This window comes from Variovorax sp. J31P207 (assembly GCF_030316965.1).
Lineage (GTDB): Bacteria > Pseudomonadota > Gammaproteobacteria > Burkholderiales > Burkholderiaceae_C > Variovorax > Variovorax ginsengisoli_B.
The window spans coordinates 397,794-413,110 of sequence record NZ_JASZYN010000003.1 but is presented as its reverse complement, the minus strand read 5'-3'; the positions used below and the strand labels follow the sequence as shown (position 1 = coordinate 413,110).

Genomic DNA, 15,317 nt, shown 5'->3' with positions numbered 1-15,317 from the left:
AACTGCTGCGCAGTCCTTGGTCTGTCCCGCAATGTCTCAATCAAGCTTGATCCCCGCCGCCTTGATGATCGGCCCCCACCGCTGCGACTCCGCCCGCGACAGCGCCGCGAACTGAGCCGGCGAGCCCGGCATCGCCTCCATGCCGAAGTCGCTGAAGCGCTTCTGCACCGCCGGCGTCGTGAAGGCACGGTTGAGATCGCCATTGAGCCGCGCGACGATCGGCGCCGGAATCCCGGCCGGGCCGACGATGCCCTGGAAGGCGAACACCTCGGAATTCGCGACGCCGACTTCGGCCAGCGTCGGCACGTCCGGCAGCAGCTTCGAGCGGCTGCCCGATCCGATCGCCAGCACGCGCACCTTCTTGCCCTGCATGATCGACAGGCCCGAGGCCAGGTCGAGGAACATCGCCGGCACCTGGCCGCCCATCACGTCGGCCATCGCCGGTGCGGCGCCGCGGTAAGGAATGTGGGTGATGAAGGTGCCGGTGCGGACCTTGAACATCTCCATCGCCAGGTGGTGCGGCGAGCCGTTGCCCGGCGAGGCGTAGTTGACCTTGCCCGGATTGGCCTTCACATAGGCCAGGAAGGCCTTGAAGTCCTGCGCCGGAAAGTCCGGATGCACGACCAGCGCCAGCGGGAACTTGCCGATCGCGCCGATGTAGCTGAAGTCCTTTTCGGGATTGAAGGGCAGCTTGCTGAAGAGGTGCTCGTTGAAAGCGAGCAGCGCGTTGTCGGCCGACATGATCGTGTAGCCGTCGGGCTTGGCCTTGGCGACCAGTTCGGCGCCGATGTTGGTCGAGGCGCCAGGGCGGTTGTCGATCACGATCTGCTGGCCGAGCGTCTGCCGCATCGCCTCGGACAGGGTGCGCGCGATCACGTCGGTGCCGCCGCCGGCCGGGTACGGAACGACCCACTTGATCAACTGGTCGGGAAAGGCGCCCTGGGCGCGCGCCCACGGTGCCGCGGCAGCGGCCGCGGTGGCAGCGAGGGTGGTGAGCAGGGTTCTGCGATCCATCGAAAAGTCTCCTGGTTTGTATGTCTTCAAATGTAAGGGCTCCGCTGGGGGCTCAGGCGGAGAGCGACGGCGTCGGCAGCCCGTCGATCGCTTGCGCGAGCGCCTCGCGGCAGCGCGCCTCGTCGCCGACCTGCTCGAACAGCAGCAGCGCGAGCCGGGCGAGGAACAGCGACTCCCGCTCGGGGCCGGCCTCGCTGATGGCGCGTGCGCATTCGGCGTAGACGCGATCGCGCGCCTCGGGTGGCAGGGCGGTCGTCATGCGGGCTCCTTGGGGGTCAGCGCGGCCGCCCGCGCCAGGGCCTGGCGCAGCGCGCCGGGGGGCGGCCGGCGCCAGCGCGCCGCCACGTGGCCGTCGGGGCGGAGCAGATAGACGGCGCCTTGCCGCGCGCCGAGCGCTTCGAACACCTGCGGGTCGGCGTCCTGCGGCGACAGCGCGCACAGCGCCACGGGCAACGGGCCGGCCTGCGCCTGCGCCACCTCGGCACGCAGGGCGTCGTCCGCCGGCGGCAGGTTCAGCAGCAGCACGGTGAAGGCCGCGCCGAGCCGGTCGGTGAGGTGCGAGCCGTCGGCCAGCGCCTGCTCGGGCAGGGCCTCGCCGGGCTGCGGCCCCTGCGCCAGTTCGTCGCCCGGGCTCGACAGCATCGAGCCCTCGTAGCCCACGGCCTGGGTCTGGCGCGGATTGATCAGGTTGGCGATGCCGCGGTGCGCGCCCGCGAGCGACAGCGCCGCCTCGCGCAGCAGGTCGAAGCCGCGCGAGGGCGGCGACATGAACTCGGTGCTGCGCATCGCGTTCTCGGCATTGATGTGGAAGGCCGCGATGCGCTCCTGCGAATAGCTGTCGAGCAGCGCCGCATCGGACACGCCGCGCGCCACCAGCGCCAGCTTCCAGGCCAGGTTGTCGGCATCGTCGAAGCCCGAGTTGAGGCCGCGCACGCCGAAGATCGGCATCGCATGGGCGGCGTTGCCGGCGAACAGCACGCGCCCGTGCCGGTAGCGCTCGAGCGTCATCGCGCCGGCGCGGTAGACCGAGGTCCATACCGTGTGCCAGGGCAGGTGGCCTTCGCCGATCGCATCGAGGTGGCGCTGCACGAATTCCTGCACCGCCGCGGGCTGCAGGGCCTCCTCGGTGCTCTGGCCGGCGCGCAGCTGGTAATCGATGCGCCAGATGTCGTCGGGCTGCTTGTGCATCAGCACCGTCGAGCCGGGGTTCCACGGCGGGTCGAACCAGGCGCGGCGTTCGGTCGGATGTCCGCTGTGCAGCTCGATGTCGATGATCACGTAGCGGCCTTCGTAGCCGGTGCCGACCAGCTCGAGGCCGAGCGACTTGCGCACGAAGCTCTGGCCGCCGTCGCAGGCCGCGAGCCATTGGCCGCGCAGCGCATGGTCGCCGAGCGCGTTGCGCACCGACAGCCGCAGTCCGTCGGCCTCCTCCTCGATCCCGGTCAGCGTGCTGCCCCACCGGATGTCGACCAGGCCCGGCGCCGCGGCGTTGCGGCGCTCGATCTCGTCGAGCAGGTACTGTTCGATGTAGTACTGCTCGAGATTGATCATCGGCGGCAGCTTCTGCCGCTCGTCGTGCGGCATCTCGAAGCGGAACACCTCTTCGGTCTTGTAGAAGCTGCGTCCGCCGGTCCAGGGCAGGCCCTTCGCCAGGAAGGCCGGCAGCGCGCCGAGGCGCTCGATGATCTCGAGGCTGCGGCGCGAGATGCAGGCCGCGCGGCTGCCGACGCAGACCGTGTCGTCGGCCTCGAGCACCACGCTGCGCACCCCATGGTTCGCGAGCCCGAGCGCGAGCGCCATGCCGACCGGGCCGCCGCCGGCGATCACGACCGGATGCAGGCCGGCTTCGACGCCCCCCACCAGCGGCGGCAGCGAAGGCGCGAAGCGCGTGTAGTGGAAGGCGCCGACCGAGGGCGGCAGTTCGACGCCGACCGGCGGGATCGGGCCGGTGGCGGCGTCGCCAGCGCGGGCGGCGGGAGGGGTCGCGGCAGCGGTGTTCATGCAGGGGATTGTCCGGATGCGTTCTTCCCGCCCGTGTCGTAACTTTGTACGAAGTGATTACCCTTAATTGCCACTTCATGTGTCGCCGCCTCCCATGAGACGCTGGCCCGTCCGCAGCCACGAGGGGAGCCTGGCGGCGCCGGTGGTCGGCAGCGTGTTGGCCGGCATCGGCACCGCGCACCTGGCCGCCAGCTACCTGGCGGCGATGCACCAGGTGCTGCCGGTGACCTTCTGCACGGTCTTCGCGGCCGGCGCCAACGGCCGCATCGAGACCCTCTCGGCGGCCAGCAGCTATGGCAACACGGCGGAGCGCACCGCCGAGCGCTACGTGGCCGAGCGTTTCGACCGGCTCGACCCGCACATGGCCTGGCTGGCGGGCCGCAAGCTGCCGAAGCGGCCGCAGCTCTGGCTCGGGCACCACCGGGCCGAGGAGGTCGAAGATGCCGCCTACCGTGCCGCCTGCTACGGCGACGTCGGCATCCGCGAGCGCAGCTCGGTGCTGTTGCTGCTGCCGAGCGGGCAGCGTGCGGCGGTGAGCTTCTATCGCAGCCTGGCCCAGCCCGATTTCGGGCCGGCGGATTTCGCGCTGCTCGAAGCCCACGCCGCGCTGCTGGCCGACGCCACCGCCGCCCACGGCCGCAGCGCCGTCGCCGCCCGCGAGGCCGCGGAGCCGGCACTGGCCTCGCGCCTGCTGGCGCTCAGCCTGCGCGAGCGAGAGGTGATCGGCCACCTGCTGGCCGGCAAGACCGCCAAGGAGACGGCGCGCGAGATCGGGATCGAGCTGACGACGGTGCGCACGCACCAATACCGTGCGTTCCGTCGGCTCGGGCTGCGGACCCTCAAGGAACTGATGCGGAGCGCCTGAGCGCTAGCTCGCCGCCACCACTTCCTGGTCGATCGCGCCGAACACCGACTGCCCGTCCGCATCCTTCATCTCGATCCGGATGGTGTCGCCGTACTTCATGAACTCGGTGCTGGGCTGGCCGTCCTGGATGGTCTCGATGCAGCGCTTCTCGGCGATGCAGCTGTAGCCCTTCGGCCATTCCATGCGGCCCTTCTTCTCGACGCCCTTGTTGCTCACGGTGCCGCTGCCGACGATGCTGCCGGCGCGCACGTTGCGGGTCTTGGCGATGTGCGCGATCAGCTCGCCGAAGTGGAACGTCATCTCCTCGCCCGCATCGCACATCCCGACCTTGCGGCCGTTCCAGGTGCTTTGCAGCGGCAGGTGCACGCGGCCACCCTGCCAGGCCTCGCCCAGCTCGCCCGGCGTCACGGCCACCGGGCTGAAGGCGGTGGCCGGCTTGCTCTGAAAGAAGCCGAAGCCCTTGGCCAGTTCGGCCGGGATCAGGTTGCGCAGGCTGACGTCGTTGGCGAGCATCACGAGCCGGATACCGTCCAGCGCCTGCGCCGCCGTCGCGCCCATCCTGACGTCGCCGGTGACGACCGTGATCTCGGCCTCGAAATCGATGCCGAAGGCCTCGCTGGCCACCACCACCGGATCGCAGGGACCGATGAAGTCGTCGCTGCCGCCCTGGTACATCAGCGGGTCGGTGTAGAAGCTCGCGGGGACCTCGGCGTTGCGCGCCTTGCGCACCAGTTCGACGTGGTTCAGGTAGGCCGACCCGTCGGCCCACTGGTAGGCGCGCGGCAGCGGCGCCATGCACTGCGCCGGATCGAAGGGGAACGCGTGGCGGGCCCGCCCGGCGTTGAGCGCGTCATAGAGATCCTGCAGCTGCGGACTCATGAAGCCCCAGTCGTCGAGCACCTGCTGCATGCGGCTGGCGATGCCGGTGGCGTAGTGGGCGCTGGCCAGGTCGCGCGCGACGACGACCAGCTGGCCGTCGCGCGAACCGTCTTTGAGGGTGGCAAGTTTCATGGGTGGCGGCGGATGCCGGCAGGGCACACGCAACTAAACTGAGTGGACGGGCGGCAGTGTACCGAGGTGAACCTCCGGTCCGGCGTCCACTCCATCCTCGATGCCCTCCCCCACCCTGTCCGTCGACCCCGGCTTTCCGCGCCCGCCGTGGCGCGGGCTGGCGTTGTTGACGGCGGCCGTGGTGCTGGTCCACCTGGCGTTGCTGGGGCTGGCGCCCCTGGGCTCGGGGCCGCGGCCCTCGCCGCTGGCCCAGACCTTCATCACGCGCAGCATCGTCATCGCGCCGCCGCCCGCCGCCGAACCGGCCAGCGCGGCACCGCCAGCGGCCGTCCCGCCACCGCCGCCCCGGCCCCTACGGCCCCGGCCCGTGCCGCGCCCGCGCCCCGCCGTCGAGCCGGCACCCGCGCCCGCCATCGAACGGCCGGCGCCCGCCGAGATGGCGGCGGCCGACCCCGACGCCGCGACGAGCCCCGACACCGGCGAGGCGCAGCCGCAGGAAGCCGGCGCGCCCGCCCCCGGGGGGTCGGGTGCCGCGGGGGCCGCGGGCTCGAACACGGGTGCCGGCAGCGACGCGGCCGGCCAGATCGCCGGTTCGGTGGAAGCCCAGGTCCCCGGTTCGGTGCGCCTGCGCTTCGCCGCCACGGCGCAGCAAGGCGCCCAGCCCTTGCAGGGCGTGTTCGGCGAACTGGTCTGGCTGCAGGACGGCAGCCAGTACGACCTCCGCCTGGCCTGGACCTTCCTGTTCAAGACCCTGCGCAGCCAGCACAGCACCGGGCGCATCGGGCCGACCGGCATCGAGCCCCTGCGCTTCTCGGACACCCGCAGGACGGAGACCGTCTCGCTGTTCGACCGCGACAACAGGCGCGTGCTGTTCAGCGGCAACGTCCCGAGCGAGATGCTCCTCGCTGGTGCGCAGGACCGGCTCAGCGTCGTGCTCCAGCTCGGCGCCCTGATGGCCGGCAACACGGCGCACTACCCGCCCGGCGCGGTGATCGCGGTCCAGACGGTCGGGACCCAGGATGCCGAGATCTGGACCTTCAATGTCGAGGGCGAGGAGGAGGTCGGCGTGCCGGCCGGCGAGTTCAAGGCCCGCAGGCTCACGCGCAACCCCCGCAAGCCCGGCGACGACAGGATCGAACTGTGGCTGGCGCCGGTGCTGGGCTGGCTCCCGGTGCGGATCCGGCAGACCCAGCCAAATGGCGACCTCATCGACCTCCAGCTGCGCAGCCAGTCGTCGAATCCGTGACAAATAACACGCAGTAACAGGCGGGTGCCTACAACGCAACGCTGCATATTGAAACTGGCGCGTTGATTGCTATCTAACCATCATGAATGCCATCGACATCCTCACAGGACCCGACATGCAAATGCTCTACGACTCCGACTCCTTCGTCGTCGTGCACGTGCAGCCGACCGAAGGCGAGGCGCCCGCGGCGCCCCACCTGCCGGTGCTGGCACGCCACGGCTTCGAGATCGTGGACAAGCGCTCGGGCAAGGAGGTCTACCTCGATGGCTCCTGGGCAGAATTGTTCCAGCAGCAGATTGCCGCCTGGCAGCTCAACACGCCGACCCAGGAAGAAGTCGAGGACACCCTCGAAGGCTACGCTGAGTTAGCGCACACTCCCGTCCTGGTCCACTGAGCACGGAGCCGGCGCAACGCCCCGCCATGCGCAGCCTGGTTGCCGTCGCCGCGGCGCTGCTGACCGCCTGTGCATCGCCGGGCCCCGGCGACGCCCAGGTGCCGATCGCCCGCCGCGCCGCCGCCCAACTGCCGACCGACGCCCTGCTGCTGGGCGAGCAGCACGATGCCGCCGAGCACCAGGTGATCGAACGCGAGACCGTGGTGGCGCTGGCGCAAGGCGGCCGCCTCGCCGCCCTGGCGCTCGAGATGGCCGAGGAAGGCAACAGCACGGGCCACCTGCCGGCCGACGCGACCGAAGCCCAGGTGCAGACCGCGCTCGGCTGGAACGACAAGGGCTGGCCATGGGCCGCCTACGGCCCGGTGGTCATGGCCGCCGTGCGGGCGGGGGTGCCGGTGATCGGCGCCAACCTGCAGCGGGCCCACATGAAGGACGCGATGGCCGACGTCTCGCTCGATGCGCAGTTGCCGGAAGCCGCCCGCACCGAACAGCAGCAGGCCGTGCGCAGCGGCCACTGCAACCTGCTGCCCGAATCCCAGATCGCGCCGATGACCCGGATCCAGATCGCCCGCGACCGCGCCATGGCGCAGGCCGTGGTCAAGGCCAGGGTGCCGGGCAAGACCGTGCTGCTCGTGAGCGGCGCCGGCCACGGCAACAAGCAGCTGGGCGTGCCGCAGCACCTGCCCACCGATGTCTCGGTGAAGGCGGTGCGGATGCGGGCCGGCCCGCCCGACGAGGCCGACCGCGCCTTCGACGCCGTCTGGCCGACGCCGGCTTTGCCGGAGCAGGACTACTGTGCCGGCGTCAAGCCGCCGCCGCCCCGCCCGGCCAGCTGAGCCGCCCTGATCAGGCCTTCGCCTTGATCGCGTCGGCCAGCGTGTTGACCAGCGTGTCGATGTGCGACTTCTCGACGATGTAGGGCGGCGCGATCACCAGCACGTCGCCCGCGGGCCGCACCAGCGCGCCCTTGTGATAGCAATCGACGAAGATGTCGTAGGCCCGCTTGCCCGGGGCCCCGGCGATCGGCGCCAGCTCGACCGCCGCGGCCAGGCCCAGGCTGCGGATGCCGATCACGTTCGGCAGGCCCTTGAAGGTGCTGTGGAAGGCATCGCCGAGGACCTTGCCCATCTCTCCGGCCCGTGCAAACAGTTGCTCCTCCTTGAACAGGTCGAGCGTGGCGATCGCCGCCGCGCAGGCCACCGGATGGCCCGAGTAGGTGTAGCCGTGGAAGAACTCCACCACGTGCTCCGGCGCCGAGGTCTTCATCATCTCGTCGTAGAGCTTGTCGCGGCAGATCACGCCGCCGAGCGGGATCACGCCGTTGGTCACGCACTTGGCGAAGTTCAGCATGTCGGGCACCACGCCGTAGAAGTCGGACGCGAAGTTGGTGCCCATGCGCCCGAAGCCGGTGATGACCTCGTCGAAGATCAGCAGGATGCCGTGCTTGTCGCAGATCTCGCGCAGCTTCTGCAGGTAGCCCTTGGGCGGCACGTACCAGCCGGCCGACCCGGCAATGGGCTCGACGATGATCGCCGCCACGTTGCTCGGGTCGTGCAGCGGCAGGATGCGCTGCTCGAGGTCGGCCAGCGGGTCGTCGGCCCAGACCGGCTCCTGGTTGTGGATGTAGGCGTGGTTGACCGGGTCGTGGATGAAGCGCATGTGGTCCACCCGCGGCAGGAAGGCCGAGCCGAACACCTTGCGGTTGCCCGGGATGCCGCCGACCGACATGCCGCCGAAGCCGACGCCGTGGTAGCCCTTCTCGCGGCCGATGAACAGGTTGCGATGGCCTTCGCCGCGGGCGCGGTGGTAGGCCAGCGCGACCTTCATCGAGGTGTCGGCGGCTTCGCTGCCCGAATTGCAGAACAGCACCTTGTTGAGGTCGCCGGGCGCCATCGCCGCGATCATCTCCGCCGCCTTGAACGCGCGGTCGTTGCTGACCTGGAAGGCGGTCGCGTAGTCGAGGGTGTCGAGCTGCTTCTTGATCGCCTCGTTGATCGGCTTGCGGTTGTGGCCCGCGCCCACGCACCACAGCGACGAGATCCCGTCGACCACCTTGCGGCCGTCATGGGTGGTGAACTCCATGCCGTCGGCCGCGACGAAGACCCGCGGGTCCTTCTTGAACGAGCGGTTGGGCGTGAAGGGCAACCACTGGTTGTCCATGTTGAAGTCGTTGAAGGCCATGAATTCACTCCTGCTGAGTTCGGGTGGTCGAGGAACGGGGCATTTTGGCACCAGCCGCGGCCCGCGGCAGGCCCTGCGACAATGTGCGGCCTTATGAACCCCGCGTACATCCTCACCCTCTCCTGCCCCGACCGCACGGGCATCGTGCACGCCGTCTCCGGCTTCCTGCTCGAGCGCGGCGGCAACATCGAAGAAGCGGCGCAGTACAACGACCACGGCACCGGCCTGTTCTTCATGCGGGTGCGCTTCGCCTGCGAACACGGGGAGAACGTCCTGCGCGAGCAGATCACCGCCCTCGCGGCCGACTTCGACATGCGCTGGAAACTGCATGCCGCCGCCGAGCCGATGAAGACCGTGATCCTGGTCAGCAAGGAAGGCCATTGCCTGAACGACCTCCTGTTCCGCTGGAAAAGCGGCCTGCTGTCGATCGACGTCCGCGCCATCATCTCGAACCACCGCGACTTCTACCAGCTGGCGGCGAGCTACAACGTGCCCTTCCACCACATCCCGGTGACCGCCGCGACCAAGGCGCAGGGCGAGGCGAAGCAGCTCGAGATCATCGAGGCCGAAGGCGCCGACCTGGTGGTGCTGGCGCGCTACATGCAGATCCTCAGCAACGACCTCTGCGGCAAGCTGGCCGGCCGGGCGATCAACATCCACCACTCGTTCCTGCCGAGCTTCAAGGGCGCCAAGCCCTACTACCAGGCGCACGACCGCGGCGTGAAGCTGATCGGCGCCACCGCCCACTACGTGACGGCCGACCTCGACGAGGGCCCCATCATCGAGCAGGACGTGGAGCGCGCCGACCACACCGACACGGTCGAGGCGCTGACCGCCCGCGGCCGCGACACCGAGAGCCAGGTGCTGGCGCGCGCCGTCAAGTGGCACAGCGAGCACCGGGTGCTGCTCAACGGCCACCGCACGGTGGTCTTCAAGTAGGCGCGCGGGCCGGCCCATGAACGGCTTGCGCGGGATGGCCTGGCTGCTGGTGTTCCAGTCGGTCGGCGAGCTGCTCTCGCGCGGCCTGTCGCTGCCGCTGCCCGGGCCGGTGCTCGGCATGATGCTGATGCTGGCCGGACTGCGCTTCGCGATCGTGCGCGAGCCGGTGGCCGAATGCGCCGGCTTCCTGCTCGCGCACCTCTCCCTGCTGTTCGTGCCGGTCGGCGTCGGCGTCATGACGCACCTCGCGCTGCTCGGGCAGTACGGCGGGCGGATGCTGCTGGTGATCGCGCTGTCGACCTGGATCGGCCTGGCGGTGACCGCGCTGGTGCTCTACTGGCCCGACCGCCGCCGCGGGGGCTAGTCGGATGCCGCGCTTCGTCGAGCTCTGGATCTACCTCTCGGCCACGCCCCTGTTCGGGCTGACCGCGACCCTGGTCGTCTACCTGCTGGCGAACGCGGCCTACACGCGCGCCGGCGGCGCGCCCTGGGCCAATCCGGTGCTGTGGTCGGTGGTGGTGCTGGCCGGCGGCCTGCTGGCCACCCGGGTCGACTACCCGACCTACTTCGCGGGCGCCCAGTTCATCCACTTCCTGCTGGGCCCGGCCGTGGTCGCCCTGGCCTGGCCCCTGTGGCAGCGGCGCGCCGAACTTCGGGCCCGCTTCGGCCGGCTGCTGCTGGCCTCGCTGCTCGGCGGCGCCGCCGCGGGAGGGTCGGCCGTGGCCCTGGGATGGGCGGTGGGCCTGCCGCACGACGTCGTCCTGTCGCTGGCCCCCAAGTCGGTGACCGCGCCGGTGGCCATGGGCATCTCGGAAAAGATCGGCGGCATCCCGGCGCTGTCGGCGGTGTTCGCGGTGCTCACGGGCATGATCGGCGCGCTGTCGGGCAAGTATCTTTTCGATGCGCTGCGCATCGGCACCGACGCCACGGGTTTCGCCGCCCGCGGCTTCGGCCTGGGCACCGCGGCCCACGGCATCGGCGCGGCGCGTGCCCTGCACGTCAACGCCGACGCCGGCGCCTATGCCGGGCTGGCGCTCGGCATGCAGGTCGTGCTGGCCGCCCTGCTGATGCCGCTGGTGTTCAAGCTGTTCTAGCTGCGGTTGGGATTGTCCGGGCGGCGATCCTGGCCGTTCGGCACGCCGTCATGGTCACGGTCCCAACCACCGCCCCGGTACTCCCACTGTCCATCGCGCTGATCCCATTGCGGCGAGCGATAGGCATAGCCGTTGCGCGCGCGCATGTAGGTGCCCTTGTTCCACACATAGCGGTGTCCGTTCCACTCGTAGTGGCCCGGCGCCCAGACGTAGCCCCTGCGCGGCGGCGGCACGTGTTCGGGACGCGGGGGCGGCGGCGCCACGCGGACGACCACGCCGGGCTGGGCCTGCGCGGTGGCCGGCACCACGGCGGCACCGAGCGACAACAGAGAGGCGACACCGACGGCGAGGCTGACTGCAAGTTTCTTCATGAGGACTCCTTCGAGTTGTTGGAGCCTTCATCCTCCCTGCGCCATGTGAACCTGCTGTAAGCCACGGACGAAGTCTTGTGTAGAGGTGTGACGCCTGCGCGTGCCGCCGGAAGCCTATTTGCGCAGCGCCCGCAGGTCGATCGCGTCCGCCATCGCGGCATAGCCGGCATTGCCCGGATGAAGGTGGTCGCCGCTGTCGTAGGCCGCCTTCAGCGCCTGGGGATCGGAAGGGTCGCGCATCGCGGCATCGAAGTCGACCACCGCTTCGACATGGCGGCGGCTGCGGATCCAGCGGTTGACGGCGTCGCGGCGCGACTCCTTCTCCTTGCTCCAGTAGGAGGAGCCCTTGAACGGCAGCAGCGTGCCGAGCAGCACCTTGACCCCGCGGGCGCGGGCCTGCTGGACCAGCTGCTCGAGGCCTGCCGTGATCTCCTCCGCTGCCGGCTGGCCCCGGATCGGGCCGGCCGCGCCTTCGGGCACGCTGAAGCCGATGTCGTTGATGCCGATCAGGATCACGACGTGCGTCAGGCCGCGCTGCGCGAGCGCGTCCTGCGCGAAGCGGGCGATGCCCTTGGTACCGACGCCGTCGGCCAGCAGGCGATTGCCCGAGATGCCCGCGTTGACCACCGTGGACCCGGCGTCGCCCGGCATGGCCCGCAGCCGCGCCGCGAGGCGATCGGGATAGCGGACCGGCCGCCCCTGCTCCTCGACCGCACCGGCGCCCGCGGTGATCGAGTCGCCGAAGGCGACCACCACGCCGGCATCGGCGGCCCAGGCCGAGGCCAGAACCTGCGAGGCGACCAGCAGGGCGCCAAGCCGCAGTGCGGCGCGTCGTCTTGAAAAGAGCTTCATGCAACGCGCAGTGTACGGATGCCGCGCCCCGCGCTTGCGGGCCCCTACCAGGTGTCGACGTAAGCCTGCGCCGGCTCGCGCGGCGCCGACGCCGAAGCCAGCCCGCGCACCAGCCAGGCCCGCGTGTCGGCGGGGTCGATGACCGCGTCGATCTCGAGGGTCTGCGCCATGTGGATCGCCTCGCCGTTGGCGTACTGCTGCGCCACCAGCTGCTTGAAAAGCGCGTCGCGCTCGGCGCCCTCGGGCGCGGCTTCGAGTTCCTTGCGGAAACCGAGCCGGACGGCGCCTTCGAGCCCCATGGCGCCGAACTCGCCGGTCGGCCAGGCGACCGTGAACACCGGCGCGTCGAAGCCGCCGGCGGTCATGGCCTGGGCACCGAGGCCATAGCCCTTGCGCAGCACCACCGCGAAATACGGCACGCGCAGGTGCGAAGCCACCATGAACATGCGGCAGACGTGGCGGACCTGCGCCTGGGCCTCGATCTCGGGGCCGACCATGAAGCCCGGCGTGTCGCACAGCGCCACCAGCGGCAGGCCGTGCGCGTTGCAAAGCTGCATGAAGCGGGCCGCCTTGTCGGCCGCCTCGACGTCGATCGCACCGCCCAGGTGGTGCGGGTTGTTGGCCAGCAGGCCGACCGGCTTGCCCTCGATGCGGGCCAGCGCGGTCACGATGCCGGCGCCGAAGCCGGCGCGCAGCTCGAGCAGCGAGCCGGTGTCGGCGACCCCGCGCATCGCGGCGCGCACGTCGTACACGCGCAGCCGGTTCTCGGGCACCGCATGCCGCAGCGCGCGCGGATCGGCGCACTGCCACTCGGCGGTCGCGCCCTGGAAGTACGACAAGTATTGCTTGGCGGCGGCCACGGCCTCGGCTTCGTCCTTGACCAGGATGTCGATCACGCCGTTGCGCGACTGCACGCTGCTCGGGCCGATCTGCTCGGGCGCGAAGCTGCCCAGGCCGCCGCCCTCGATCATGGCCGGGCCGCTCATGCCGATGTTGCTGGCCTCGGTGGCGATGATCACGTCGGCGCAGCCGAGCAGCGCCGCATTGCCCGCGAAGCAGCGCCCGTGCACGATGCCGACCACCGGCACCTTGCCCGACAGCGCCGCGAACTGGCTGAAGGTGTGGTTGTTGAGGCCGGCCACGATCGGCATGTCGGTGTCGCCCGGCCGTCCGCCGCCGCCCTCGGCGAACAGCACCACCGGCAGGCGCAGCTGGTGGGCGATGCCGAGCATGCGGTCGGTCTTGTGGTGGTTGCGCATGCCTTGCGTGCCGGCCAGCACCGTGTAGTCGTAGGCCATGACCACGGCGCGCGACTTCTCGGGGCCGAACTGCCGCGCGTTGATGCTGCCGATGCCGGTCACCATGCCGTCGGCCGGCGTGTTGGCGATCAGGTCCTCGAGCGAGCGGCGACGGGTCTGGGCGGCGATCGCCAGCGCGCCGTACTCGCTGAAGTTGCCGGGATCGTCCGCCAGGTCGCACAGGTCGGCGATGTTGGCGCGCGCGGTGCGGCCGCCCTGCGCATGGCGCTTGGCCACCGCGGCGGGGCGGTTGGCGTCGAGCGTCGGCGCGTGGCGGTCGATGACCTTCTGCAGGTCGGGACGAACCTGGTCGAGGTCGTGCGCGGCCTGCGCCTGCGTCTCGACCACTTGCGCATCGACGGCGTCCATGCGCACCAGCGACTGGCCTTCGACCAGGTAGTCGCCCGGCGCGGCCAGCAGCGCGACGACCCGGCCGGCGAAGGGCGCGTGCAGCAGATGCTCCATCTTCATGGCTTCGAGCACGCCGAGTTGCGCGCCGGCGGGCACGAGGTCGCCGACATCGACCTCGAACTGGACCAGCTTCGCGGGCATCGGCGCCTTGACCACCAGGGCGTCGTCTTCGTCGACCGGCAAGCCGGCTTCGGCACGCAGGGGCGCGCTGCGCGCCAGCTTGGCGTCCGCTGCATCGATGCGCGCCGCAGCGGCCAGCAGGTCGGCCAGATGCGCCTCGACGAATCGCGTGTGCACCGCCTGGGTCGCGAACTCGGGCCGCCCGGCGATCGCGCGCAGCAGCGGCAGATTGGTGGCGATGCCCTCGATGCGGCATTCCTCCAGCGCCCGCAGCGAGCGCCGCAGCGCGTCGGCGAAGCGCGGCGAGGACGAATGGACGATCAGCTTGGCCAGCAGCGTGTCGTAGTGCGGCGAAGGCGACAGGCCCGCGTAGCCATGGGTGTCGACGCGCACGCCGGGGCCGGCCGGCAGGTCGAAGCGCGCCAGCGTGCCGGCCGACGGCCGTGCCTGGCCTTCGGCATCGAGGGTCTCGGCATTGATGCGCCACTGCACCGCGAAGCCGCGCTGGGCTGCCGTGCGGTCGGCCTCGATCGCGAGGTCGGCCAGCGTCTCGCCGTTGGCGATGCCGACCTGCAGTTGGACAAGGTCGAGTCCGGTGACCGCCTCGGTCACGGTGTGCTCGACCTGCAGACGCGGATTGGCCTCGATGAAAACGAAGGGCAGCGTCGTCGAACGCTCGTCGACCAGGAATTCGAAGGTGCCCAGGCTCTGGTAGCCGACCGCCTTGGCCATGCGCAGCGCGGCCTGGGTGACCTGCAGGCGCAATGCCTCGGACAGCGAGGGACTGGGCGCGATCTCGACCAGCTTCTGGAAGCGCCGCTGCAGCGTGCATTCGCGTTCGCCAAGGCTCGCCACCGCCTGCCCGTCGCCGAGCACCTGCACCTCGATGTGCCGCGCGTTGCGCATCAGGCGCTCGACGTAGACCCCATCGACGCCGAAGGCTGCCTTGGCCTCGGAGGTGCATCGCGCATGCGCTTCGGGCAGATCGGCTGCGTTCAGCACCGCGCGCATGCCGCGGCCGCCGCCGCCGCCGATGGCCTTGACCATGACGCCCGCGCCATCGGCCTGCTGCACCGCGAAGAAGGCCTGCGCCTCGGCCAGGGTCACCGCGCCGGCGCTGCCCGGCATCACCGGCACGCCGCACTGCCCGGCCAGCGCCCGCGCGCGGGCCTTGTCGCCGAACAATGCGAGCTGCCCGGGGGTCGGGCCGATGAAGCGCAGGCCGGCATCGGCGCAGGCCTGCGCGAAGTCGGCGCGCTCGCTCAGGAAGCCGTAGCCCGGGTGCACCGCGTCGCAGCCTTGCTCGCGCGCGATCGCGATCAGCGCTGCGCCGTCGAGATAGGCAGAGGGGCCGGTCGCATCGAGCGGCACCACGGCATCGGCCAGTTGCACGTGCAGCGCTTCGGCGTCGTCCCTGGCATGCACCGCGACGCTCGCGATGCCCAGATCGCGCAGTGCGCGCACCAGCCGGACCGCGATCTCGCCCCGGTTGGCGATCAAGACTTTCTTCAGCATGTCGA

15 protein-coding genes are annotated in these 15,317 nt (G+C 70.7%); 7 read left to right on the top strand and 8 right to left on the bottom strand.

Translation table 11 applies throughout. From position 1 onward, the window contains the following. Positions 1-36: 36 nt before the first annotated feature. From QTI68_RS13205 to QTI68_RS13195, 3 genes are read right to left on the bottom strand one after another with little or no spacing between them, the layout of a single operon-like run. The gene (locus QTI68_RS13205) at positions 37-1,014 is read right to left on the bottom strand and encodes a Bug family tripartite tricarboxylate transporter substrate binding protein (RefSeq protein WP_286521972.1); all 978 of its coding nucleotides are present in this window, start codon (positions 1,012-1,014) and stop codon (positions 37-39) included. A 52-nt stretch (positions 1,015-1,066) separates the two neighbouring features. After that, complete coding sequence (locus QTI68_RS13200; RefSeq protein WP_286521971.1) at positions 1,067-1,273, bottom strand: DUF2783 domain-containing protein; 207 nt, start codon at positions 1,271-1,273, stop codon at positions 1,067-1,069. Beyond that, positions 1,270-3,015 carry an FAD-dependent monooxygenase gene (locus QTI68_RS13195; RefSeq protein WP_286521970.1) on the bottom strand — a complete coding sequence of 582 codons (1,746 nt, stop codon included), beginning with the start codon at positions 3,013-3,015 and terminating at the stop codon, positions 1,270-1,272. Before QTI68_RS13195 ends, QTI68_RS13200 begins: the two co-directional genes overlap by 4 nt. 94 nt (positions 3,016-3,109) lie before the next feature. Between QTI68_RS13195 and QTI68_RS13190 the strand changes: the two genes are divergently transcribed. Further along, positions 3,110-3,880: a helix-turn-helix transcriptional regulator gene (locus QTI68_RS13190; RefSeq protein ID WP_286521969.1), complete on the top strand. Its 771-nt coding sequence runs from the start codon at positions 3,110-3,112 to the stop codon at positions 3,878-3,880. 3 nt (positions 3,881-3,883) lie between these two features. Here QTI68_RS13190 and QTI68_RS13185 read toward each other — a convergent pair whose 3' ends face one another. Next, a complete protein-coding gene (locus QTI68_RS13185; protein ID WP_286521968.1) occupies positions 3,884-4,891 on the bottom strand; it encodes a fumarylacetoacetate hydrolase family protein in 1,008 nt (335 codons plus the stop codon). Positions 4,892-4,991: 100 nt separating this feature from the next. Between QTI68_RS13185 and QTI68_RS13180 the strand changes: the two genes are divergently transcribed. The 3 genes from QTI68_RS13180 to QTI68_RS13170 all read left to right on the top strand — a co-directional run bounded on the left by QTI68_RS13180 (position 4,992) and on the right by QTI68_RS13170 (position 7,367). Continuing rightward, entirely contained in the window at positions 4,992-6,137 is a 1,146-nt protein-coding gene (locus QTI68_RS13180) for a DUF3108 domain-containing protein (RefSeq protein ID WP_286521967.1), read from the top strand. Between the two features lie 115 nt (positions 6,138-6,252). Beyond that, positions 6,253-6,531: a BTH_I0359 family protein gene (locus tag QTI68_RS13175; protein ID WP_286371057.1), complete on the top strand. Its 279-nt coding sequence runs from the start codon at positions 6,253-6,255 to the stop codon at positions 6,529-6,531. A 26-nt stretch (positions 6,532-6,557) separates the two neighbouring features. Continuing rightward, entirely contained in the window at positions 6,558-7,367 is an 810-nt protein-coding gene (locus QTI68_RS13170) for a ChaN family lipoprotein (RefSeq protein ID WP_286521966.1), read from the top strand. A 10-nt stretch (positions 7,368-7,377) separates the two neighbouring features. Here the strand turns inward: QTI68_RS13170 and aptA are convergent, their stop codons facing one another. After that, positions 7,378-8,712 (bottom strand): omega-aminotransferase AptA, encoded by a 1,335-nt coding sequence (gene aptA / locus QTI68_RS13165; protein ID WP_286521965.1) that lies wholly within the window; start codon positions 8,710-8,712, stop codon positions 7,378-7,380. Between the two features lie 93 nt (positions 8,713-8,805). Here aptA and purU point away from each other — a divergent pair, with 93 nt between their 5' ends. The 3 genes from purU to QTI68_RS13150 are packed head-to-tail and all read left to right on the top strand — an operon-like array spanning position 8,806 to position 10,745. Beyond that, a complete protein-coding gene (gene purU / locus QTI68_RS13160) occupies positions 8,806-9,651 on the top strand; it encodes a formyltetrahydrofolate deformylase (protein WP_286521964.1) in 846 nt (281 codons plus the stop codon). 16 nt (positions 9,652-9,667) lie between these two features. Continuing rightward, positions 9,668-10,015, top strand: a complete 348-nt coding sequence (locus QTI68_RS13155) for a CidA/LrgA family protein (RefSeq protein WP_286521963.1) — start codon at positions 9,668-9,670, stop codon at positions 10,013-10,015. Positions 10,016-10,019: 4 nt separating this feature from the next. Further along, on the top strand, positions 10,020-10,745 hold the full coding sequence (locus QTI68_RS13150; protein WP_286521962.1) for an LrgB family protein: 726 nt from the start codon (positions 10,020-10,022) through the stop codon (positions 10,743-10,745). Here the strand turns inward: QTI68_RS13150 and QTI68_RS13145 are convergent. From QTI68_RS13145 to QTI68_RS13135, 3 genes are all read right to left on the bottom strand, one after another. Further along, the gene (locus QTI68_RS13145) at positions 10,742-11,116 is read right to left on the bottom strand and encodes a hypothetical protein (protein ID WP_286521961.1); all 375 of its coding nucleotides are present in this window, start codon (positions 11,114-11,116) and stop codon (positions 10,742-10,744) included. The genes QTI68_RS13150 and QTI68_RS13145 overlap by 4 nt on opposite strands. A 114-nt stretch (positions 11,117-11,230) precedes the next feature. Next, on the bottom strand, positions 11,231-11,968 hold the full coding sequence (locus QTI68_RS13140; protein ID WP_286521960.1) for an SGNH/GDSL hydrolase family protein: 738 nt from the start codon (positions 11,966-11,968) through the stop codon (positions 11,231-11,233). 44 nt (positions 11,969-12,012) lie between these two features. Then, positions 12,013-15,312: a carboxyl transferase domain-containing protein gene (locus QTI68_RS13135; protein WP_286521959.1), complete on the bottom strand. Its 3,300-nt coding sequence runs from the start codon at positions 15,310-15,312 to the stop codon at positions 12,013-12,015. Positions 15,313-15,317: the final 5 nt, after the last annotated feature.